This is a genomic window from Herbidospora daliensis (assembly GCF_001570585.1).
Lineage (GTDB): Bacteria > Actinomycetota > Actinomycetes > Streptosporangiales > Streptosporangiaceae > Herbidospora > Herbidospora daliensis.
Window position 1 is genome coordinate 110427 of sequence record NZ_BBXF01000008.1, and the last position, 19856, is coordinate 130282.

23 protein-coding genes and 1 pseudogene are annotated in these 19856 nt (G+C 70.5%); 18 read left to right on the forward strand and 6 right to left on the reverse strand.

Annotated elements, in window-relative coordinates; genetic code table 11:
• Positions 1 to 29 precede the first annotated feature (29 nt).
• The 8 genes from AW274_RS33065 to AW274_RS33100 all read left to right on the forward strand — a co-directional run bounded on the left by AW274_RS33065 (position 30) and on the right by AW274_RS33100 (position 6041).
• Positions 30 to 341 carry a hypothetical protein gene (locus AW274_RS33065; protein WP_062440967.1) on the forward strand — a complete coding sequence of 104 codons (312 nt, stop codon included), beginning with the start codon at positions 30 to 32 and terminating at the stop codon, positions 339 to 341.
• Positions 342 to 456: 115 nt separating this feature from the next.
• Positions 457 to 753 carry a hypothetical protein gene (locus AW274_RS33070; RefSeq protein WP_062337268.1) on the forward strand — a complete coding sequence of 99 codons (297 nt, stop codon included), beginning with the start codon at positions 457 to 459 and terminating at the stop codon, positions 751 to 753.
• Entirely contained in the window at positions 750 to 1667 is a 918-nt protein-coding gene (locus tag AW274_RS33075) for an ABC transporter ATP-binding protein (RefSeq protein WP_062440971.1), read from the forward strand. The genes AW274_RS33070 and AW274_RS33075 overlap by 4 nt, the downstream gene beginning before the upstream one ends.
• On the forward strand, positions 1664 to 2395 hold the full coding sequence (locus AW274_RS33080; protein WP_062440981.1) for an ABC transporter permease: 732 nt from the start codon (positions 1664 to 1666) through the stop codon (positions 2393 to 2395). The genes AW274_RS33075 and AW274_RS33080 overlap by 4 nt, the downstream gene beginning before the upstream one ends.
• Complete coding sequence (locus AW274_RS33085) at positions 2374 to 3564, forward strand: sensor histidine kinase (RefSeq protein WP_062440984.1); 1191 nt, start codon at positions 2374 to 2376, stop codon at positions 3562 to 3564. The genes AW274_RS33080 and AW274_RS33085 overlap by 22 nt, the downstream gene beginning before the upstream one ends.
• Positions 3561 to 4202 carry a response regulator transcription factor gene (locus AW274_RS33090; RefSeq protein WP_062337274.1) on the forward strand — a complete coding sequence of 214 codons (642 nt, stop codon included), beginning with the start codon at positions 3561 to 3563 and terminating at the stop codon, positions 4200 to 4202. The genes AW274_RS33085 and AW274_RS33090 overlap by 4 nt, the downstream gene beginning before the upstream one ends.
• Positions 4203 to 4270: 68 nt before the next feature.
• On the forward strand, positions 4271 to 5419 hold the full coding sequence (locus AW274_RS33095; protein ID WP_062440989.1) for a sensor histidine kinase: 1149 nt from the start codon (positions 4271 to 4273) through the stop codon (positions 5417 to 5419).
• Complete coding sequence (locus AW274_RS33100) at positions 5397 to 6041, forward strand: response regulator transcription factor (protein ID WP_062440992.1); 645 nt, start codon at positions 5397 to 5399, stop codon at positions 6039 to 6041. The genes AW274_RS33095 and AW274_RS33100 overlap by 23 nt, the downstream gene beginning before the upstream one ends.
• On the opposite strand, the gene AW274_RS33105 is transcribed toward AW274_RS33100, so the two are convergent.
• Genes AW274_RS33105 through AW274_RS33115 form a run of 3 tightly spaced genes read right to left on the reverse strand, consistent with a single transcriptional unit; the run spans position 6013 to position 10606 of the window.
• Positions 6013 to 8247, reverse strand: a complete 2235-nt coding sequence (locus AW274_RS33105) for a hypothetical protein (protein ID WP_062440995.1) — start codon at positions 8245 to 8247, stop codon at positions 6013 to 6015. The genes AW274_RS33100 and AW274_RS33105 overlap by 29 nt on opposite strands.
• Complete coding sequence (locus AW274_RS33110; protein WP_062440998.1) at positions 8244 to 9209, reverse strand: ATP-binding protein; 966 nt, start codon at positions 9207 to 9209, stop codon at positions 8244 to 8246. The genes AW274_RS33105 and AW274_RS33110 overlap by 4 nt, the downstream gene beginning before the upstream one ends.
• 2 nt (positions 9210 to 9211) lie before the next feature.
• A complete protein-coding gene (locus AW274_RS33115) occupies positions 9212 to 10606 on the reverse strand; it encodes a hypothetical protein (protein ID WP_062441001.1) in 1395 nt (464 codons plus the stop codon).
• Between the two features lie 174 nt (positions 10607 to 10780).
• Between AW274_RS33115 and AW274_RS33120 the strand changes: the two genes are divergently transcribed.
• The 3 genes and pseudogenes from AW274_RS33120 (at position 10781) to AW274_RS42370 (ending at position 14426) form a co-directional block, all read left to right on the forward strand.
• Positions 10781 to 12136 carry a DUF4407 domain-containing protein gene (locus tag AW274_RS33120; protein WP_198169529.1) on the forward strand — a complete coding sequence of 452 codons (1356 nt, stop codon included), beginning with the start codon at positions 10781 to 10783 and terminating at the stop codon, positions 12134 to 12136.
• A 55-nt stretch (positions 12137 to 12191) separates the two neighbouring features.
• Positions 12192 to 12854: pseudogene (locus AW274_RS43075) on the forward strand (serine/threonine-protein kinase); the annotation flags it as partial.
• Positions 12855 to 14051: 1197 nt separating this feature from the next.
• Positions 14052 to 14426 (forward strand): magnesium and cobalt transport protein CorA, encoded by a 375-nt coding sequence (locus AW274_RS42370; RefSeq protein ID WP_232320594.1) that lies wholly within the window; start codon positions 14052 to 14054, stop codon positions 14424 to 14426.
• A gap of 26 nt (positions 14427 to 14452) precedes the next feature.
• Here AW274_RS42370 and AW274_RS33140 read toward each other — a convergent pair whose 3' ends face one another.
• Positions 14453 to 15061 (reverse strand): DUF4097 family beta strand repeat-containing protein, encoded by a 609-nt coding sequence (locus tag AW274_RS33140; RefSeq protein WP_062441015.1) that lies wholly within the window; start codon positions 15059 to 15061, stop codon positions 14453 to 14455.
• 233 nt (positions 15062 to 15294) lie between these two features.
• Here AW274_RS33140 and AW274_RS33145 point away from each other — a divergent pair, with 233 nt between their 5' ends.
• Entirely contained in the window at positions 15295 to 16014 is a 720-nt protein-coding gene (locus AW274_RS33145; RefSeq protein ID WP_062441018.1) for a GbsR/MarR family transcriptional regulator, read from the forward strand.
• A gap of 3 nt (positions 16015 to 16017) precedes the next feature.
• Here the strand turns inward: AW274_RS33145 and AW274_RS33150 are convergent, their stop codons facing one another.
• A complete protein-coding gene (locus tag AW274_RS33150) occupies positions 16018 to 16317 on the reverse strand; it encodes an STAS domain-containing protein (RefSeq protein ID WP_062441027.1) in 300 nt (99 codons plus the stop codon).
• A 118-nt stretch (positions 16318 to 16435) separates the two neighbouring features.
• Here AW274_RS33150 and AW274_RS33155 point away from each other — a divergent pair, with 118 nt between their 5' ends.
• Entirely contained in the window at positions 16436 to 16645 is a 210-nt protein-coding gene (locus AW274_RS33155; RefSeq protein WP_062441031.1) for a hypervirulence associated TUDOR domain-containing protein, read from the forward strand.
• Positions 16632 to 16958 carry a DUF3140 domain-containing protein gene (locus AW274_RS33160; RefSeq protein WP_062441033.1) on the forward strand — a complete coding sequence of 109 codons (327 nt, stop codon included), beginning with the start codon at positions 16632 to 16634 and terminating at the stop codon, positions 16956 to 16958. Before AW274_RS33155 ends, AW274_RS33160 begins: the two co-directional genes overlap by 14 nt.
• On the opposite strand, the gene AW274_RS33165 is transcribed toward AW274_RS33160, so the two are convergent.
• On the reverse strand, positions 16918 to 18117 hold the full coding sequence (locus tag AW274_RS33165; protein ID WP_062441037.1) for a zinc-dependent alcohol dehydrogenase: 1200 nt from the start codon (positions 18115 to 18117) through the stop codon (positions 16918 to 16920). The two genes, AW274_RS33160 and AW274_RS33165, sit on opposite strands and share 41 nt — an antisense overlap.
• 241 nt (positions 18118 to 18358) lie before the next feature.
• Here AW274_RS33165 and AW274_RS41590 point away from each other — a divergent pair, with 241 nt between their 5' ends.
• Genes AW274_RS41590 through AW274_RS42810 form a run of 4 tightly spaced genes read left to right on the forward strand, consistent with a single transcriptional unit; the run spans position 18359 to position 19804 of the window.
• Positions 18359 to 18949 (forward strand): type 2 periplasmic-binding domain-containing protein, encoded by a 591-nt coding sequence (locus tag AW274_RS41590; RefSeq protein ID WP_062441040.1) that lies wholly within the window; start codon positions 18359 to 18361, stop codon positions 18947 to 18949.
• Positions 18946 to 19332, forward strand: coding sequence for a carbohydrate ABC transporter permease (locus AW274_RS41595; RefSeq protein WP_198169530.1), 387 nt, complete (start codon positions 18946 to 18948; stop codon positions 19330 to 19332). The genes AW274_RS41590 and AW274_RS41595 overlap by 4 nt, the downstream gene beginning before the upstream one ends.
• Positions 19329 to 19631 (forward strand): ABC transporter permease family protein, encoded by a 303-nt coding sequence (locus AW274_RS41600; protein ID WP_198169531.1) that lies wholly within the window; start codon positions 19329 to 19331, stop codon positions 19629 to 19631. The genes AW274_RS41595 and AW274_RS41600 overlap by 4 nt, the downstream gene beginning before the upstream one ends.
• Positions 19632 to 19675: 44 nt before the next feature.
• Positions 19676 to 19804, forward strand: coding sequence for a hypothetical protein (locus AW274_RS42810; protein WP_269750642.1), 129 nt, complete (start codon positions 19676 to 19678; stop codon positions 19802 to 19804).
• Positions 19805 to 19856 lie beyond the last annotated feature (52 nt).

Sequence of the window (19856 nt, forward strand, 5' to 3'; positions counted from 1 at the left end):
CCACGTACCGACAGGATGAGGAGCGTCTGATGGCCGAGAGCATGTACGTGCTCGGAGAAGACGACCGAAAGAAACTGGCCCGCCTGATCGCCGCGGCGTGGTCGGACGCCGAACTCCAGGCGCGCTACGCGAGCGAGCCCCGGGCCGTGCTGCGGGAGTTCGGCATCGTCTACCCGGCCGGGGTGCCCACCCCGCCGCTGCCGGCCAAGCCGGAGGGCGAGTTCGAGATCGCCGACCTGGAGAGCGCGGCCGGGGCGGCCGGCCTGACGACCGGCAGCGTCGGCGAGCCGTGCGCGTCGTGCTATTCGCAGGGCGCGACCTGGATCACCGGCAACCACTGACCGGTGCCCGGTTTGTGATGTCCGTCATGGGCGGCCGGTGTCGTCTGCATCTGCCCGCCGCCGCCCGAAATCCGGATCGTGGCAGGTGAGACCCTCGAAGGAATGAGAGTGTGCGATGGCCGAGTACCTGTACATCTTCGGAGATGAGGACCGCAAGAAGTTCGCCCGGTTGATCGCGGTCTCCTGGTCCGACGGCGAGCTCCTGGCCCGCTACGAGGCCGAACCCCGCGTCGTGCTCGGCGAATACGGGATCGCCTACCCCGAGGGCCTGGCCACCCCGCCGCTGCCCGCCCGGCCGCGCGGCGAGTTCGACATCACCGAGATGGAGTTCGCGGCCGGCGCCGAGAACGGCGCGCTCGCCACCATCAGCACGGTCGGCTGCATCGCCCTGTGCCACTCGGATCCGCGATGAACGACCCGGTGATCGAGGTCGCCGACCTGCGGAAACGGTACGGGGACTTCACCGCGGTCGACGGGGTCTCCTTCGACGTCCACGCGGGCGAGGTGTTCGCCCTGCTCGGCACCAACGGGGCCGGCAAGACCACCACGATCGAGATCCTGGAGGGCTACCTGCGGCCCACCGGCGGCACGGCGAAGGTCTTCGGCCACGCCCCCGCCGACCGCGGCCCGTTCCGGTCGCGGATCGGAGTGGTCCTCCAGGAGTCCGGCCTGTTCGGCGACTTGTCGGCGGCCGAGACGGTGACCGCCTGGCGGCGGTTCACCACCGGCGCCCGGACCGTCGCCGAGGCCCTCGACCTGGTCGGCCTGTCGGGCCAGGCGCACACGCGGGTCAAGCAGCTGTCCGGCGGCGAACGCCGCAAGCTCGACCTCGCGCTGGCCACGCTCGGCCGTCCGGAGTTGCTGTTCCTCGACGAGCCGACGACCGGCCTCGACCCCGAGGCGCGCCGCCGCATCCGCGACCTGGTCAGGGAGATGGCCGACGCGGGCACGACGGTGCTGCTCACCACCCACTACCTGGAGGAGGCCCAGGAGCTCGCCTCCCGGGTGGCCATCATGGACAAGGGCCGCGTCGTGGTGCACGGCACGATGGCCGAGGTGCTCGGCCGGGGCACCGGACGGGTCGCCTTCGACCTGCCCGAGGGCGCGACCACCGACGGGCTGGAGGTCGGCCCGTCCGATGTGGTCACGGTGACCGGGCGCAGCTGCCTGATCGTCACGGCCGAGCCCGAGTCGGCCGCGCACACCGTGCTCGGCTGGTCGGTCCGGCGCGGGGTGCGCATCAGCGGCCTCGACGTGCGCCAGGCCACGCTCGAAGAGGTCTTCCTGGACGTCGCCGCGACGCGCGGGCGGGAGGTGCGGGCGTGACGGCGTACACGATCGCGCACTTCCGGTTGACCCAGCGGTTGTTCTGGCGCACCCCCGTGTCGATCTGGGTGGCCCTCGGCTTCCCCGTGCTGTTCGCGTGGTTGCTGCCGCTGGCGGTGCCCGACCCCGAGCGGCTGATCGTGGGCGTCATCGTGATGGGGGCCGGGCTGCTCGGGTTCGCGACGCTGCTGGAGTCGTTCGTCGTGAAACGCCAGCAGCTGATCCTGAAGCGGCTGCGCGGCACCGAACTGCCCGAGATGGCGATCTTCGGCGGTGAGATCCTGACCGTGGTGTCGATCGGGCTGGTCCAGCTCGTGGCCATCGTCGCCGTGGCGAACGGCGTGCACGGGCTCGCCCTGCCGGCGCACCCGGCGCTGCTGCTGGTGACCATCATGCTCGCGCTCGCGGTGTTCGCCGCGATGGGCGTCGCGGTGAGCGGCCGGACCCCCTCGACCGGGGCTGTCATCGCGGGGAGCCTGCCGTTCCACCTGCTCACCATGGGCCTGTCGGGGTTCGCGATCCCCTATTCGGCCTTCCCCGGCTGGGCCCTGACCGTCAACGGCTTCCTGCCGTTCGCGCGGGTCGCCGAAGGGGTGTCCCTGTCCTACTTCGACCCCGAGGCCGGGCTCCCGGAGCTCGGGCCGGGGTGGCTCGTCCTGATCGTGTGGTCGGTCCTGTCGCTGCTGGCGGCGAGGAGGTGGTTCAGATGGGAACCGCGCAGAGGCTGACCGGCGTCGGCCCCGGCACGGTCCGGCTCGCCCGCATCGCGGCGGCCGTCTTCACCGTGGGCATGGCGATCTTCGCCGTGCTGCCGCTCGCGGAGGTCCTGGGGCGGTTCCCCGGCCTCCGGGGCGCGCTCGCGGTGCTGCTGCTGACCGGGCTCACCGGGGCCTACCTGTGGCTGGGTGTGCGGGCCGTGCTCGGCCGGGGCGGCCGGCCCGACCTGGTGGTGCTGGCCGCGATGACGGCGGTGGCCGCGGCGCTGCCGTTCGCCGCCGGGCCGTCGTGGCTGAGCCTCGGGTTCATGCTCCCGTACGCCTATGCGGTGACCCTGCGCGGCAGGGCGGCGTGGGCGGGCTTCTTCGCGGCGCTGGTCCTGGAGGTCGGGCTGTCGGCGGGCCCGAATCCGAGCTGGGTGTTGTTCAGCGGGCTGCAGAGCCTGCTCACGGCGGCCGCGCTCGCGGGCCTGACCATCTTCGCGACGCTGCTGAGCGAACTGCAGCGCACCCGCGAGGAACTGGCCCGGCTCGCCATCACCGAGGAGCGGCTGCGGTTCGCCCGCGAGCTGCACGACGTGCTCGGGCACAACCTGTCGGTCATCGCGATGCGCACCGAGTTGTCGATGCGCATCCCCGCCGACCAGCGGCCCAAGCTGAACCGCGAACTGACGGAGATCCACGACATCGCGCGGCGCTCCCTCCACGACGTGCGCGCCGTGGTCAAGGGCTACCGCGAGATGTCACTGGAGAAGGAGCTGAGCGGGGTCAGGAAGGTCCTGGAGAGCGCCGGGGTCAAGTGCGACTTCGCCGCCCTGCCGGTCACGTTGTCGGCGGAGGTCAGGGTCGCGCTGGCCTGGGCGGTCCGCGAGGCCGCCACCAACCTGCTGCGGCACAGCGACGCCACCGTGTGCCTGCTCGACGTCGAGGAGGACGGCGACCGGATCAGGGTCACCGTCTCCAACGACGGTGTACGCCCGTCGCCGCCCGAGAAGGCGACCGACGCCGCCGACGCCGCTGTGGGCGGGAGCGGCCTGGCCGGGCTCGACGAACGCCTCGCGCAGGTCGGCGGGAACTGCGACCGGCACCTCGAAGACGGCTGGTTCACGCTGTCGCTGGACGTTCCCGGCCGCCCGACGGCGGCGGCCGCTCTCACCTCTGCCACAGGAGACCGGAAATGATCAAAGTTCTGATCGCCGAGGACCACGATCTCATCAGAGGAGCCCTGATCGCCCTGCTGTCGGAGGAGCGGGACATCCGGGTCATCGAGGAGGTCTCCCGGGGCGACGAGATCCTGCCCGCCGTCGTCGACAGCAAGCCCGACGTGGCCCTCCTCGACATCGGCCTGCCCGGCATCGACGGCCTGGAGGCGGCCGGCCTGATCAAGGAGCTGGAGCAGCCGCCGCCGGTGCTGATCCTGACCAGCGTCGGCTCACCCGGCAACTTCGACCGGGCGATGGCCGCGGGCGTGCGCGGCTTCCTCGTCAAGGACGCGCCCGCCCACCGGCTCACCGACGCGATCCGCGCAGTGGCCAGGGGCGAACGCTACATCGACCTCGACCTGGCCGACGACGACGGCGACGGCGGCCGGGAACCGGAGATCACCACCAACCCGCTGACCGCGCGGGAGATCACCGTGTTGTCGGCCCTCGCGGCCGGCGGGCGCGGCAGCGACCTGCGCGGCAGCCTCGGCCTGTCGGCCCACACGATCCGCAACTACCTCGCCGCCGCCCGGCTGAAGACCGGCGCGCGCAGCGACGAGGAGGCCGTCCGGATCGCCCGTGCTAACGGGTGGTTAAACGACAATGCCGACTGTTGATCCTGAATCGCTTAAGCGTCACGATCAGTAGGAAACTTGACGCCTCGGACACGTAGCGGAGACCACTCGTGGCGCAGGAGAACGAAGCGCAGGTCAGGGGGCTGTCGATAGGTGTCGTCGTGCCAACGGGCGCGCTCTGGGGTCTCACCCCCATCGCGTTCCTGCTCAGCGGCGACCCGCTCCGGGCACTGCTGTCGGGCGTCCTGCTCGCCGGCCTCCTCGTCGTGTACTGGAAGGTCGTCGTCGGCCACATCGCCGGAACGGGCCCCGGGCCGCACGCCGGCCGGACCTTCGCGCTGTTCGCCGTCGTCGTCTACGGCTCGTTCCCGCTGCTGGGGCTGGCGTGGGCGTACATGCCCCTCATCGTCGGCAGCGCGGCCCTGCTGCTGCTCCGCTTCCGCCTCGCCGCGCCCGTGCTCGCCGCCGTGACCGCCGCCGAGATCCCGCTGACGCTGACCATCGGCGGCCTCGCCCGCAACGCCGCCCTCCAGGCCGCCGCCGCCGTCTTCGTCGCCTCCGTGGTCGCCGCCGGGATCGTCCACTACGCCAGGTTCATCAGGGAACTGCGTGAACTGCGGGCCGTCCTGGCCGAGATGGCCGTGGACGAAGACCGCGTGCGCCTGGCCGCCGAACTGCACGACCTGCTCGGGCAGACGCTGGCGTCCATCAGGCTGAAGACCGAGGTCGCGCTGGCCCTGTTCGACCGCGACCGCGACCGCGCCATGGACGAGATCGAGGCCACCGTCCTCATCGCCAGCGAGGCCCGCGAGGAGATCGGCGACGTCGTCGCCGCCCGCCGCTCCCTCGACCTGGGCGCCGAACTGTCGGCCGCCGTCGCCCTCATCGAACTGACCGGCGCCCGCTGCGACCTGCGCCTCGGCCTCACCGAGATCGACGAGGTCACCGGCGACGCCCTCGCGTGGATCGTCAGGGAGGCCGCCACGAACGTCGTCAGGCACAGCACCGCCCGCACCTGCGTCATCGAACTCGACGACAAGGACGGCCGCGTCCACCTGCTGATCACCAACGACGGCGCCCGCCGCGCCACCAGGGGCGACGGCTCGGGCCTCATCGGCCTCCGGCAGCGCGTCGATCGGCTGCACGGCGACCTGAAGGCCGAAGAGACAGGCACGGACGGTTTCGAACTGCGGGTCTGGCTGCCCGCCGTACACGATCAGGAGAGAGTGATCACCGTTGATTCGCGTTCTGCTGGCTGAAGACCACGGTGTCGTCCGGGGCGCCCTCGCCGTCCTGCTGAACCTGACCGGCGACATCGAGGTCGTGGCCGAGACCGACCGCGGCGACAAGGTCGTCGCCCAGGCCCTCGCCGCCCGCCCCGACGTGGCGGTCGTGGACATCGAGATGCCCGGAGCCGACGGAATCGAGGCGACCTACCGGCTGCGCCAGGCGCTGCCGACGTGCCGGGTGCTCATCCTGACGGCCCTGGCCCAGACGACCCTGCTGAAACGCGCCATGGACGCCGGAGCCAGCGGCTTCCTGCTGAAAGACGCCCCGACCGAGCGGCTGGCCGAGAGCATCCGCCGCATCGCGGCCGGAGAACGCGTCATCGACGCCACCCTGGCCCTGGCGGCGATGACCGCGACGGCCTCCCTGCTGACCGACCGGGAGGCGGACGTGCTGCGCCTGGTCGGGCTCGGCGCGACGACGGGGGAGATCGCGGCCGAACTGCACCTGTCGGCGGCGACGGTCCGGAACTACATCTCCAACATCATCACCAAGACGGGCGCCCGCAACCGGACGGACGCGGTGCGCATCGCGGTCGACTCGGGCTGGATCGAACGACCGCGCCCTAACGCCGCGACGCCGGCCCGCCGGTAGGCGCGTACGACGACGACCGGAACAGCGCGACCATGCCCGCGATCATGAGGAGCAGCGCGCCCACCAGCAGACCGACACTGCCGAAGTCGATGGCGAGCCCCGATTCGGCGACGGGCGGCGCGTCAACGGGCGCACTCGCGGTCGGCCTGAGGACGGGCTTCATGAGGACGTTCGCCGACTCCCGCGCCGACTTCTCCGGATCGCCCCGGCCGGGCCCCGCCTGCCACGCCTCGATCAGCTGCACGGAGACGCCCTCCAGGCTCGCTTCGACGCCGGTCGGCAGACGCCGGCCCAGCACGTGGATCGTCCGGGCCGGCAGCACCTCGTCGAGCAGGGGCGACCGTTCGAAGGGCAGGGCCATGGCGGTCGGCACGACCGCCATGGTGACGTCGCCCCGCTCGATCGCCCCGGAGAGCTCCTCCTCCGGCAGCAGCACCAGCTCGGGCTCCGGGTAGCGGGCCTTCAGCCTGTCGGCGTCGGGGAAGTCGGTGCGGACCGCGACGACGGTCTTGTCCGAGGCGAGCGCCTCGGGGAGCTGCTCCGCCTTGATCTCGTCGGGGTTGAAGACCAGGCCGTTCTGGACCGGCGGCGGGTCCAGCAGCGGGTCGTAGCCGGGGTAGCTCGCGGCGCTGCCGGTGATCACGATGTGGGCCCGCTCCGGGTCGAGGCTGGTGAACGCCCGCACCTCGGAGTGGTAGCCCAGGTTGCGCAACATCTGGGCGTAGACGTCGGCCAGGAAACGGTCGCGCGGGTCGGCGTGCACGGTGATCGACTGCCGGACCTCCTGGACGACGGCGGTCGTCGTGTCGGCGGGCGCCGCGCTGTTCTCGCCGGGGCCGGAGAAGATGCTGAGCGTCGCGAAGAAGAAGAGCACCAGGCCGACGGCGAGCGCGCCCACGCTGAAGACGTACTTCCCCGCCCTGCCGGGCGCCACCCGCTGCCACCACGGCCGGTCACCGCGGAGGTCGTTGATGACCTTCTTGACCTGCGCCGGAGTAGTCGACCTGGTGAGGAGCACATCGGCGATCTCGGTCCGGCAGGTGTCGGCGGTGAAGGCCGCCTTCGCCACCTCCGTGTAGCGGGGCTCGGGGTGTTTGAACCTGCTGATCGGGAACTGGAAGCAGTCGTGCTCGAGCAGGGCCGACTGCAGGACCAGCCGGTCTTCTCGCGTCTCGATGGCGTCGAGCAGCTCGCGGAGCCGCCCGGACACCTCGGAGTCCTGCGTCGCCATCTTGAGCGACCCGACGAGGCGGGTGATCGGCGGCCGTTCGGGTTTCGCCTTCGGCGTCGGCTCGGGTTCGCGCGGCTCGCGGGAGATCTGTTCGGCGACCGGGAGGGCGCACTCCTCCAGGAGGATGCGCGCCTTGAGGCACCCCGCCTCGTCGAACGAGATGGGCGACCTCTTCTCCGCCAGGCGCTCCACCAGCTCCCGGGGCGGCACCCGGCGACCGGTCAGCAGGGCGGCGTACTCGCGGGCCACCGACTCGGTCGCGGGGATGGGCGCGCCCTGCCGCCAGGCGACCACGTGGGTGCCCTCGGCGGCGTGTTTCGCGAACGACAACCTGATCTTGTGGCCGGCGGTCGCGCTGACCCAGGTGGCGGCGGTCATCCTGGTGCGCATGCCGTAGGGGAGCAGCGCCGCGACCTCGTCGACGAACCGCAGGCGCTCGATCATCGGGGCGCCGTCGGCGCCGAGCACGCACACGTGCCTGCCGGTCATCAGCAGCGCGGCGGCGCTCGCGGCGTCGCCGTAGAGTTCGTCGTCCTCGGGCAGGCGGGCGTGGGCGCGGACCGCGATCGTGGGCGGGCGGTTGTCTCCGAGGTCCTTGAAGGCGTCGTACAGGGCCTCGTAACTCACCCGCTGCCCGGCGAGCTGATCGAAGGGGACGTAGTACCAGCGGGTGCGGTAGATCTTGCGGTTGGTGCCGTCGCGGTGGCCCGACCACTCGTTCTGCAGGGCGAGCACGACGTAGTAGGAGACGCCCTCATCCTGCTGCCGGGTGCCCGCGAAGGCGATCGTCACCTGCGGCTGGTCGCCCGTGGCGCCGGTGGCGTAGCGGCTGCGGATCTCGTCGAAGATGCCGAGGCTGAGGCCGTCGCTGTGACTCAGCACCTCGTAGTCGTTGTAGCTGCCCGGCGGTTTGCCCTCCAGCGCCCACTCGTAGTCGACGGTGACATGGCGGACGGTCTCGGGGCTCTGGGTCATCGCGGACGCCCCGTCCGGGCCAGGCGCTCACCGAGCCACAACATCGGCTCCACCACGTTGATCGGGTAGACCGGCCCCCTGATCCGCAGCGCCGCGTGGTCGGACTCGTCGGGGATGAGGTTCAGGTAGTCGTGCCAGTCGAAGGTCTCGGTGTGGGGGTTGACGTAGAAGCCGATCGACGACGTCACGTAGAACTTGATGTGGCTCTGGTGGAAGAACTTGTCGAGCGAGTTGATCACCATGTCGGCGGTGCCGGTGGCCGAGACCCTCGACAACTGGCCGAACAGGTCGCGGGCCTCGTCGCTGCCGACGGTCGGGAAGCGGTGTTTGTCGTCGTATTCGATCAGGCCGCGCTTCTGCGCCGTCTGCAGGACCCGGGGGTCGTCGAACTTGGTGATGCACACCGCGATGTGGTGGGGCAGCTTGCCGCCGTCGAACTCGTCGCTCTCCAGCATCTTCTCGGCCAGCCGGTTCAGCGGGCCGTGGAGGTGGTCGTAGGCGTCGCCGACCTCGAACTCGCGGATCGGGTCGAACAGGAACACGATGCCGCGGCTCTGGGTGAGGTTGGCCATCAGCTCCTCCTGCCGCTCCTCGGCGCCGCCGCCCCGGCCGGTCCGTTTGCCGGGCGCGAAGTGGCCGCCCGGCGCGTCGACCATGGTCAGCCCGATCGTGGTGGACGCGCGTTTCGACCCGCGCCGGAACAGGCTTCTCCGCTGGGCCGGGCCGATCAGCGCCCACTGGTAGGTCTCCAGCGCGGTGCTGGCCTCGGGGAACTCCTTGCCCGAGGTCAGCGCGCTCGTCATCTCGGTCAGGTAGGCGGTCGACTCCGGGTTCTGCCCGATGATCTTCCAGTCGTCGTCGCGGCGGTTCAGCGCGATGGACAACGCGGCCAGCAGTGTCGTCTTGCCGCTGCCGGGAGCGCCCCACATGGCGATGTGGTGGCGGGGCGAGTCGGGCTGCATGGTCAGTACTCCACGTCGATCAGGGGGAACGGGACGGGAACGGCATCGGAGACGAGCCCCAGACCGGAGACGAGCCCCCGGAGGTCGAGCGCGTCGAAGTTGGCCAGCGCCGCCGAGCCGAGCTGCCGCCACACCCGCGACATCCGGTCTCCTGACTGGTAGTCGACGATCGCGCCGAAGACGACCTGCCGCGACTGCTCCAGGCGGGTGGCGACGGCCCGCCAGTCGTGCCGGTGGGGGCAGGGCAGCACCCGCGAGGCGTCGAGCTTCGGCGGGTGCGGCGGCCGGTCGCCGATGGTCAGCAGCGCGACGGACGACGCCGGGTCGCGGGAGAGCCGCCGTTCGACGACGGCCAGCATGTCCTCGACCTGGGCGGCGTGCGGATGGAACGGGTAGCCCTGCGTGATCGCGCCGCGTTCCTCCAGCTCGTCGAGGGTGTCCTGGGCGGCGGCGACGTCGACGCGCCAGGCGCGCACCTCGACCGGGACGTCCTTCACCGACCGGTCGAACGAGTGCGCCCCGTAGGCCACCACCGAGAACGACAACCCGGTCCGGTCCGACAACGTCGAGACCACCTGACGGGCCCGGCCGACCCGCTCGGCCACCTTAAGGTCCGGCCCGCAGACCTCGATCGCGCAGATCAGGTGTCCCGGGTCGGAAGGCCGCACCGGCAGCCGCGCCGGGACGTCGGCGACCAGTTCGGCCCAGCCGCGCGGATCGTCGGTCAGCTGGGGCAGGCCGCTGAAGCTCACCCGGCCGGGCCGCCGGAGTTCGGCGGTGACGTTGTAGGAGCCCGGGTGCAGCGAGCCCGACACCACCGACAGCAGCTGGGGTTCCTGGCCCTGCCAGGTGACCACCGCGAAGGCGGTGCCGTCCGGCCCGCCCTCCTCGCAGCGCAGCGCCATCGTCATGGTCGCGCCGGGCCGGGCCTGCGCCGGGAACAGCGGCACCGTCGTGAGTTCCAGGGTCCCGTCGGTACGCGGGCGTAGGACGACCAGATCGTAGGAGCGCGTCAGCGGGTCGTCGCGCAGCACCTCGGTGATCGCGGCGGCGACGGAGGCGTCGACCCGTAACGTCGGCGCGTCGGGACGGGTCGCGCGGAGCCACTCGAACGCCTGGTCGGCCTGGGCGCTGCCGGGCGAGGAGCAGACGAGCAGCACGTCGTCTTCGGGGTCGAGGTCGGCCGCCCGGAGCAGCGCGGCGTGCTCCCCGCCCAGTTCGGTCCACGACGAATGCCAGCGGCGGCCACGCGGAACCCCGTGGTCGTCGCGCGCGACCTTGAACGAGGTGAGCCCGTCGGCGGCCGCCTCCACCACGCTCAGCCTGCCGATCCCCGGGAGACCCGCCACGGCCTTGGCGAGCGCCTTGCGAAGGAGATCGTTTTCGGGGTCGGGCACCGGGTGCGCCTCCGGGGTGTCGTCAATTGCGGAGTGTCGTAAATAGGTCAGATCATTGGGTGAAGGTCCCGGTTTAAAGCGAAGTGCGATATTGCAGATAGGCTAGCGGGGGTTGGCCGTGACTGCGAGGATCTAGACCCAGCACAGAACGTGAGCTCCATGGGTGGGGAAAACATGAGGCGCTTTCTGATCGCGTTATCCGGTGCGCGGCCCGATGTCCTGGCTCGCTGTAAAGGCGAGACGGCGAAATTCGAAGGCGTCGGCGGAGCGGTACTGACCACGGCGGTGATCGCCGTGATCTCGATGTGTTTCGCCCTGGTGAGCGCCCTCGACGTCACCGTCTGGCTCGCGGTGCCGACCGCGCTGGTCTGGGGTCTGATGATCCTCAGCCTCGACCGGTGGCTGGTCACCACGATGCGTAGCGACAGCCCGCGCCGTTTCGCGCTGGCGGTGCCGCGGCTGCTCATGGCCGTCCTGCTCGGCGCGGTCATCTCCACGCCATTGGTGCTGCAAATCTTCAAATCGGAAATCGACGCACAAATCGTAGAAATCAAGCAGCAGCGTGCCGAGGCGTTCGAGCGCGAGCAGTCCCAGGGCGCGGTGGGCAAGAGCGTCGACGAACTCCGTGCCGATGTGACCCGGCTCCAGCAGGTGATTTCGTCCGGCGGAGACGTTCCGGTCGACCTCTCGCAGGACGCGAAGATCAAATCCCTGCAGGCCGACCGGGCGACCGCCGAGAAGCAGTCGGAAAAGCAGTACAAGGAATGGCAGTGCCAGCTCTACGGCGGCGCCGGCTGCACGAAGAAGGGCGACGGCCCCCTCGCCCAGAGCAGCAAGCGGGCCTACGACCGCAGCCAGGCGCGCATCGCCGACCTGAACCGGCAGATCGAGAACCGGAAGGGCGAGCTCACCTCCGCCGGCGCCGACGCCAAGGAGAGCAGGCTGGCCAGCGCCCGCGAGGCGCTGCCGAAGGCGCAGCGGCAACTCGACCTGGCGGTCGACCGGCAGGCCGACCTGCAGAACGTCTTCGACGAGGAGAACCTCGTCACCAACGGCCTGCTGATCCGGCTCCAGGCCCTCAACGAGGTCACCGGCAAGGACTCCACGCTCAGCACCGCCCGGATCGTGCTCTTCCTGCTGTTCCTGCTCATCGAGTGCCTGCCCGTGATGATCAAGCTCATGATGCGCCCCGGCAACTACGAGCGCGTGCTCGCCCTCGCCGAGAAGGACGAATACCGCAAGGCCCGCAGCAGCTTCAACGAAGGCGGCCCCCAGGGCGACACCGGCGAACCCGACCCGGGCGGCTCGTGGAACGTGTGGGGGGTCTGGTCCCGCCCGTCCGACACCGACGGCTTCAAGGCGCAGGGCCGGCGCGGCCCCAACGGCACCAGCGTGGAAGAACGCCCGGAGCCGGTGGCCGGCATGCGCGACGACGACGCCCTGCGCCGCATGAACGACACCCGCGCCGCCAGACTGACGAGCATGGAACGCCCCGGCGGCGTGGAACTGCTGCCCGACGACGACCACTGACAGCAGGATGATCAACGAGAGATACGAGCTGATCCGTCAGCTCGGCGCCGGTGGCATGGGCACCGTGTGGGTGGCCCGCGACACCAGGCTCGGCCGCAAGGTGGCGCTCAAGCGCATCACCCTGTCGGGCCACAAGGAAGCCGTCGACACCCAGCGCCAGCGCGCGCTGCGCGAGGCCCGCGCCGCCGCGTCGGTCACCCACTCGGCGGTGGTGCCCGTCCACGACTGGTTCCTCGACGACGACGGCACCCCGTGGATCGTCATGGCCTACATCGAAGGCGACACGCTGGAAGAGTGGATGGAACGCGGCCCCCGCACCGAACGCGAGGTCGCCACCCTGGCCCGCCAGGTCCTGGGCGGCCTGATGGCCGTCCACCGCGTGGGCGTGCTCCACCGCGACATCAAGCCCGCCAACATCGTGGTCACCCGCGACGAACAGGTGTGCCTCGTCGACTTCGGCATCGCCCGCATCGCCGGCGAGACGGGCGTCACCGCGACCGGCCTGCTACTCGGCACGGTCGAGTACATGGCCCCGGAGCGCGTCAACGACCGCGCCCAATCCCCGGCCGCCGACCTGTGGTCCTTCGGCGTAACCTTCATCCACGCCCTGGAGGGCCACTCCCCGTTCCGCCGCAGCAGCTTCCCCGCGACCTTCCTGGCCATCCTGAACGACCCGCTGCCCCCACCCCGCCGCCCCGGTCCCCTGTACGACGCCCTGACGGCCGTCCTCCCGAAGGACCCAGGCCGCCGCCTCGCCGCCGAAGCCCTGGCCGCCCGCCTGGACCGAATCCTGGCCCCGGCACGTGTTCCACCGAGGCGACCCGACCCACACGATCAGAGGGGCCCAGCCGCACCCAGACAGCCGACCCCGCACGCGCAGAACGAGCCGGCGGCCTCCAGACGGCCGGACTCACCCAACCGAGGTGATCAGGCTCAGCGTGGTGAGGTGGGGCCAAGGCATCCGCAGCGCGACCCGGCTGCGCCGTCGGATTCTCGTCAGGGCGGCTCGGCTGGGCCTAGCGAGTCGGCCTCCTCCGGGCAGCCCGACTCGCACGATCAGCGTGGCCAGGCGGCCCTCAAGAAGCCGGGCCCTCGTGGGCCGGGTGGGTCGGATGGGTCGGCCTCCTCCGGCCAGCCGGATTTCCACGATCAGCATGGTCAGGCGGCCTCCAGGGAGCCGGATCCGCGTGGGCGGGGTGGCTCGCCCGCGCCCAGGGAGCCGGGTCATGGTGGGCGAGGCGGTTCGGTTGGATCCGAGCAGCCGGATTTCCACGATCAGCATGGTCAGGCGGCCTCCAGGGAGCCGGATCCGCGTGGGCGGGGTGGCTCGCCCGCGCCCAGGGAGCCGGGTCATGGTGGGCGAGGCGGTTCGGTTGGATCCGAGCAGCCGGATGCCCCCGATCAACGTGGTCAAGCCGCCCCCAGGGAGCCGGATCCTCGCGGGCGAGGTGGCTCGGCCGTGCCCGAGGAGCGGGGTCATCGTGGGCGGGGTGGGTCGGCCGGATCCGAGCAGCCCGATTTCCGTGATCAGCGTGGCCAGGCGACGCCCGGCCAGCCGGATCCTCGTGTGCGGAGGGGAACGGCAGCGCCTGGGGACTCCTCCGGACAGCCGGACCTGCACGATCAGCGCGGTCAGGCGAGATCCCGGTGGTCAGATCCCGCTGGGCAGGGTGGCTCGGCCGCGCCCAGGCAGGCAGACCGTCGTAGGGAGGGCGAGCCGTCGGCGCCCAGGCGGCCGGACTCGCACGCTCGCCCAGGCCAGGTGGATCCCCGTCGGCCGGGTGGTTCGGCCGGCGGGTCGAGGCAGGCGGATCCTTCTTCGCGGCGGGGGCAGGATCCAGGCGAGTCGGGTCGGCCCACCGTTTCCGTTGGGCGGATGGAGCCGCGGGGGGCGGCTGAGCGGCTCGATGATCTGGTGGCGACTCGTCCCCATGAGGTGGCCGCGACGCTCAGGGCCCTTCCGGCCGAGCGGGCCGGGCGCATCCTCGGGCTCATGCGGCCTGAAGGGGCGGCGGCGGTGCTGGTCATCCTGCCCCCCGACCAGGGTGTACGTCTGCTGCTGCACACCGGTGAGCGCACCGCCGGGGCGTTGCTCGGCACGCTCGGGGTCACCTCGGCGGCGACGCGGCTCCTGGAGGCGATGACCCTGACGCGGGCCGTCGGGGTGCTGGAGCATGTGCCGCCGGCCGTGACCGCCGGCCTGCTCAAGGCTTCGTCGGACGGCCGGTCGGGCCGGCTTCTCAAGGGTCTGAGCCCCGCCACCAGGGCTCAGGTCACCGAGACCTACTAGCACCTCCTTCGATACTCCCCAGCGGTTCAGTGGCCGCGGACGACGATGTCGCCGTATGAGGTGGTGGCGCGGATGTCGACGGTGAGGTCGCCGTCGAACTTCTTGCGGAGGTCGCGCAGGGTGCCGTGACCGGTGGTCGCCTGCAGCCCCGCCGAGACCCCCGCCGCCACTCCGACCTCGATCGTGCCGTGGCTGGTCTTCAGGTCGAGCAGGCCGCTGACGGCTTCGTCGATGCGGATGTCGCCCTGCGCGGTGTCGGCGATGACGGCGCCGTCGACGGTGCCGAGGGAGATGTCGCCCTTGGCGGTCTGGACGCGGCCGCCGCCGAAGCGGCCTTCGGTGCGGAAGCCGGTGGCCATGCCGCTGCCTTCGGCGGTCGACCCGGCGGGCAGCTCGACGGTCACCTCGACCGAGCCGCTCTTGCCGAAGCGGGGGCTGTCGGGAGCCTTGACGTCCAGGACGCCGCCGGCGAATTCGACGGTGGTCTGCTCGGCGGCCTTGACGTCGGCCGCGCCGCCGGGGTTGGTCGGCCGGACGGTCACGACGGTGTCGGCGCGGTCGCCGGCGACGATGCGGACGCCGCCCATCGGGACGGAGATCTTGGCGGTGATGGCCTGGGGGGTGTCGAACTGCATGATGTGCTCCGTGGTGTCCGGTGTGTTTCTGACATTCGAAAGGCTATGTTGCGTTCGCGAATCCTTCAACTGTCTCGTTGCATTGAAAAGGCATCACAGCAGCTAATGGCATCGAAATCATTGCAATGGAGGTGAGCATGAATGCAATGCGACGATGCCACGTGTTGCAATGAACTGAGGGTGAAGGCCATAATCGGCAACGTCGAGGCGGTCGAGAGAAGGGGCGCGGCCCGATGCCGGGAGGAAGACTCAGTCAGCAGGAGCGGCAGCAGATCTCCGCGGGGCTCGCCGACGGGCTGGCCTACGCCGAGATCGCCCGGAGCCTGGGCCGGCCCACGTCCACCGTCACCCGTGAGGTCATGCGCAACGGCGGGCCCGCCGCCTACCGGGCCGAGACGGCCCATCGGGCCACCGAACGCCGGGCCCACCGGCGCAGGCGGTCGCCCGCGGGGGCGCCGGCGGCGGCGCCCGACGCCTACGGGCGGGATCCCGAGGCGGTTCGCGGGTTCGAGGAGTCGTTCACGACCTCGTTCGTCGAGTCGGGGCTGCCGCAGATGATGTCGCGCATCCTGGCCTGCCTCTACGTCAGCGACAGCGGCGGGATGACCGCCGCAGAGCTGGTGCGGCGGTTGCAGGTCAGCCCGGCGTCCGTGTCCAAGTCGATCGCGTTCCTCGAACGGCAGGCCCTGGTCAGGCGTGAACGGCAGGACAACCGGCGGGAGCGCTACGTCGTCGACCTCGACCTCTGGTACCAGTCGATGCTGGCCAGCGCGCGGGCCAACGACCGCATCGTCGCGGTCGCGCGTGAGGGTGCCCAGGTGATGGGGGCGGACACCCCGGCGGGGCAGCGGCTCGAATCGGTGGCCCGGTTCATGGACCACGTCACCCACGACCTCATCCGGTCGACGTTGCAGTGGCGTTCGGTGCTGTTCCCCGACGAGCCGCAGTCGTGAGGGTCAGACCGTGTTGAGCGACAGGCCGATCACGTCGAGCAGGTGGGCGACCCGTTCGCTGGGCTTCTCGAAGACGAGGTCGTGGCCGCGGTCGCGGACGGTGGCGCGGGCGCGCATGAGACCGAAGATCCCGGTCGAGTCCATGAAGACGACGTCGGAGAGGTTCACGGTCAGCCTGCTGCGTCCTTCCGCCATGAGCAGGAGGAAGTCATAGAGGTCGAAGATCGACGCGATGTCGATGTCTCCGCCCACGTGGACGACGATCGCGGCGCCGCGTTTGCGAACGCTGAGCCGGAGGTTCATCTCTCGATCCCGAGTCAGACGATCATCAGCATGTTGATGTGCTGGTAAAAGCCGCATACCCTGCCAAACCACCACATAAACCCTGCGTTGATCACGTGACAAGGGGTAGGGCGGCCACATGACCAACAAGAAGAAGGGTGACGAGGTCACCTGGAAGAGCCACGGTCAGACCGTCCACGGAAAGGTCGAGAAGAAGATCACCAAGCGGACCGAGGAGTCGGGCCGCACGGTCGACGCCTCGCCCGAGGAGCCGCAGTACCGCGTGCGCAGCGACAAGAGCGGGCGGACCGCCGTACACAAGCCGGAGGCCCTCGATGACGACGGGTGACAAGGATTTCGACGAGGCGGTCAACATGACGGCCGCCGAACTGGAGAAGTGGCTCCGCACCGACGAGTCCCAGCAGGTCGGGCAGAAGAACTCGGGAGGCGAGTCGACCGGCCACGAGTCGGGCCGCAAGATCGTCAAGATCCTGCGCAAACGCAAGGGGCAGATCACCGACGCCGACCGGGCGCACATGCGCAAGGTGACCGGCTACGTCCACCGGCACCTGGCCCAGCGCCCGAGCGGCGACGTCAGCGGCACGCCGTGGCGTTATTCGCTCATGAACTGGGGCCACGACCCGGCGAAAGCAGGATCTTGATCGCCCCGTCGCGCTTCTTCTGGAACATCTCGTAGGCCTGCGGGGCCTCGTCCAGCGGAAGCCGGTGGGTGGTCAGGTCCATCACGCCCAGCGGGTCGGCGTCGTCGGCGACCAGCGGCATCAGGTCGTCGATCCACCGTTTGACGTGGGCCTGGCCCATGCGCAGGGTGACGCCCTTGTCGAACAGCTTGAGCATCGGCATCGGGTCGCTCATGCCGGCGTACACGCCGGAAATCGAGACCGTGCCGCCACGCCTGACCGCGTCGAAGGCGGTGTAGAGGGCGCTCAGCCGGTCGACCCCGGCCGTCGACATGAGCGGCGCGGCCAGCTTGCCGGGCAGGAACGTGGTCATGGTCTGGGCGACCTTGGCCACCGGTGACCCGTGCGCCTCCATGCCGACCGCGTCGATCACCGAGTCGGCGCCGCGCCCGCCGGTCAGGTCGAGGATGTGCGCCTGGACGTTGTCGATCTCCGAAGCGTCGACGGTCTCGATGCCGTGGCGGCGGGCCATCTCCAGCCGTTCGCGCACCCCGTCGACGCCGATCACGCGGTGGCCGAGATGGCGGGCGATGCGGGCGCACATCTGGCCGATCGGGCCGAGGCCGATCACCGCCACCGAGCCGCCCTCGGGCACGTCGGCGAAGGCGACCGCCTGCCAGGCCGTCGGCAGCACGTCCGACAGGAACACGAACCGCTCGTCGGGCGGCCCCTCGGGCACCTTGATCGGGCCGAACTGGGCCTGCGGCACCCGCAGGTACTCGGCCTGGCCGCCGGGGACCTGGCCGTAGAGCTTGGTGTAGCCGAACAGGGCGGCGCCCTTGCCCTGGTCGCGGACCTGGGTGGTCTCGCACTGGGCGTAGAGCCGCTGGTCGCAGGTGTGGCAGTGGCCGCAGGAGATGTTGAACGGGATCACCACCCGGTCGCCCGGCCTGATGTGGGCCACCTCGGGCCCGACCTCCTCGACGACGCCCATGGGCTCGTGGCCGAGGATGTCGCCCTCGTCGATGAACGGGCCGAACAGTTCGTACAGGTGCAGGTCGGAGCCGCAGATCGCGGTCGTGGTGACCCTGATGATCGCGTCGTTCGGCTCCTTGATCGCAGGATCGGCGACCTCGTCGACGCGGACGTCGCGCTTGCCGTGCCAGGTGACTGCCTTCATGGTCTGCTCCCTCGAATTCGAAAGCCCCCCTTGTTCGCCGTGCCCTCCTTCGAAAACCGCTAACGGATCCGATGGCCGTCCTCCTGTTGGCCGCGATCTCCGCGGGTCGTCCGCGACCGGCTTCACCACCATGGGGTTCGGCCTGCCCGGAGAAGGTCCATCCCGACATCCCGGTGACCATCAACCAGGGGCAGTTCGACGAGCAGGCGTTCCTATCGCCGACCAGGGCGGCTGGAACCGGGTGAAGGCCTTCGCCGACACCTTCGACTACTTCGGCGCCGGCAACCCCTTCGCCAAGGACCAGCTCGGCATGTTGCCGACCGAGCAGTTCGTGGTGGCCGCCATGGCGGGCGCCGACCCCGACGCCGACATCACCGTGCTGCCCTTCCTCGGCCGCGACGGCACCCCGGTCAACAACGTCGGCGGCAACGCCTGGGCGGCGCCCAAGGGCGCGAAGAACCCCGAGGCGGCCTGCACGTGGATGAAGGAGATGACCTCCGCCGAGACGTGGATCGCGGCGGCCAGGGCCCGCCAGGCCAAACGCACGGCCGAGGGCAAGGTCAACATCGGCACGTACACGGGCAACATGAAGGCCGACGAGGTGATCTTCGGCGAGATCGTCAAGCCGTCGGGCCACCGGGCCTACGACGACGCGGTCACGGTCATCCGCTCGGTGCAGCAGGCCGGTTTCACGGTGCCGCCGTCGCGGGCCGCCGCCGAGTTCACCACCGCCTACCAGCAGGCGGCGACCCGGGTCCTCCAGGGCGCGCAGCCGGCCGCCGAGTCGCTGCGCCAGGCGCAGGCCGAGGCGGTCAGGGCGCTCGGCCCGTGAGGACGGTGCTGTTCGCGGCGCTGCGCAACGTGCCGCGCGAGCTGACCGAGGCCGCCATGATCGACGGCGCGGGCACGTGGGCGCGTTTCCGGCACGTCACCCTGCCGATGATCAGCGCCGCCTTGTTCTTCGTGGTGATCGTCGACACGATCGCGGCGCTGCAGATGTTCGACCAGGTCTACACGATGTACTTCGGCACCTCCCAGGCGCAGCAGACCAGCGGCGACGCCGCCCTGTTCTACGTCGTGTACCTGTTCCAGCAGGGCTTCCAGTACCTCCACATGGGCTACGCCTCCGCGCTGGCCTGGTTGTTGTTCGCGGTGATCGCCGTGATCACGTTCGTGCAGATCAAGGTCGGTGACCGTCTGGTGCACTACGAATGACCGCCCGCCGGATCTTCCCCCTGATGCTCCTGGCCGCCGCCTCGGCGATCTTCCTCTACCCGTTCGTCTGGCTGGTCCTCGCCTCGTTGCGGCCGCGCGACCTGACCTTCGCCGGGCAGTTGCCGATCCCGTTCCGGCCGCAGAGCTACGCCGACGTGTGGGCGGCCGCCCCCATGCTGACGTGGCTGCTCAACTCGGTCGTCGTCGGCGTCGCGGCGGCGCTGGCGGTGACGGTGTCGAGCGCGTTCGTGGCGTTCGGGTTCGCCTACTTCCGGTTCCCCGGGCGCGGCCGGCCCTGATCATCGCGTTCGTCTTCGAGCTCAAGGCGAGCTGGTTCGACCTGATGAAGCCGCTGATCTACCTCCAGGACGCGGAGCTGTTCACGCTGCCGCGCGGGCTGAAGGCCGTGGTCGACCAGTTCTACCAGGGCGGCGACCCGAAATGGGAGATCGTGCTGGCGGCAGCGTGGTGACCACGCTGCCGCTGATCGTGGTCTTCTTCCTCGGCCAGCGCTACTTCGTGCA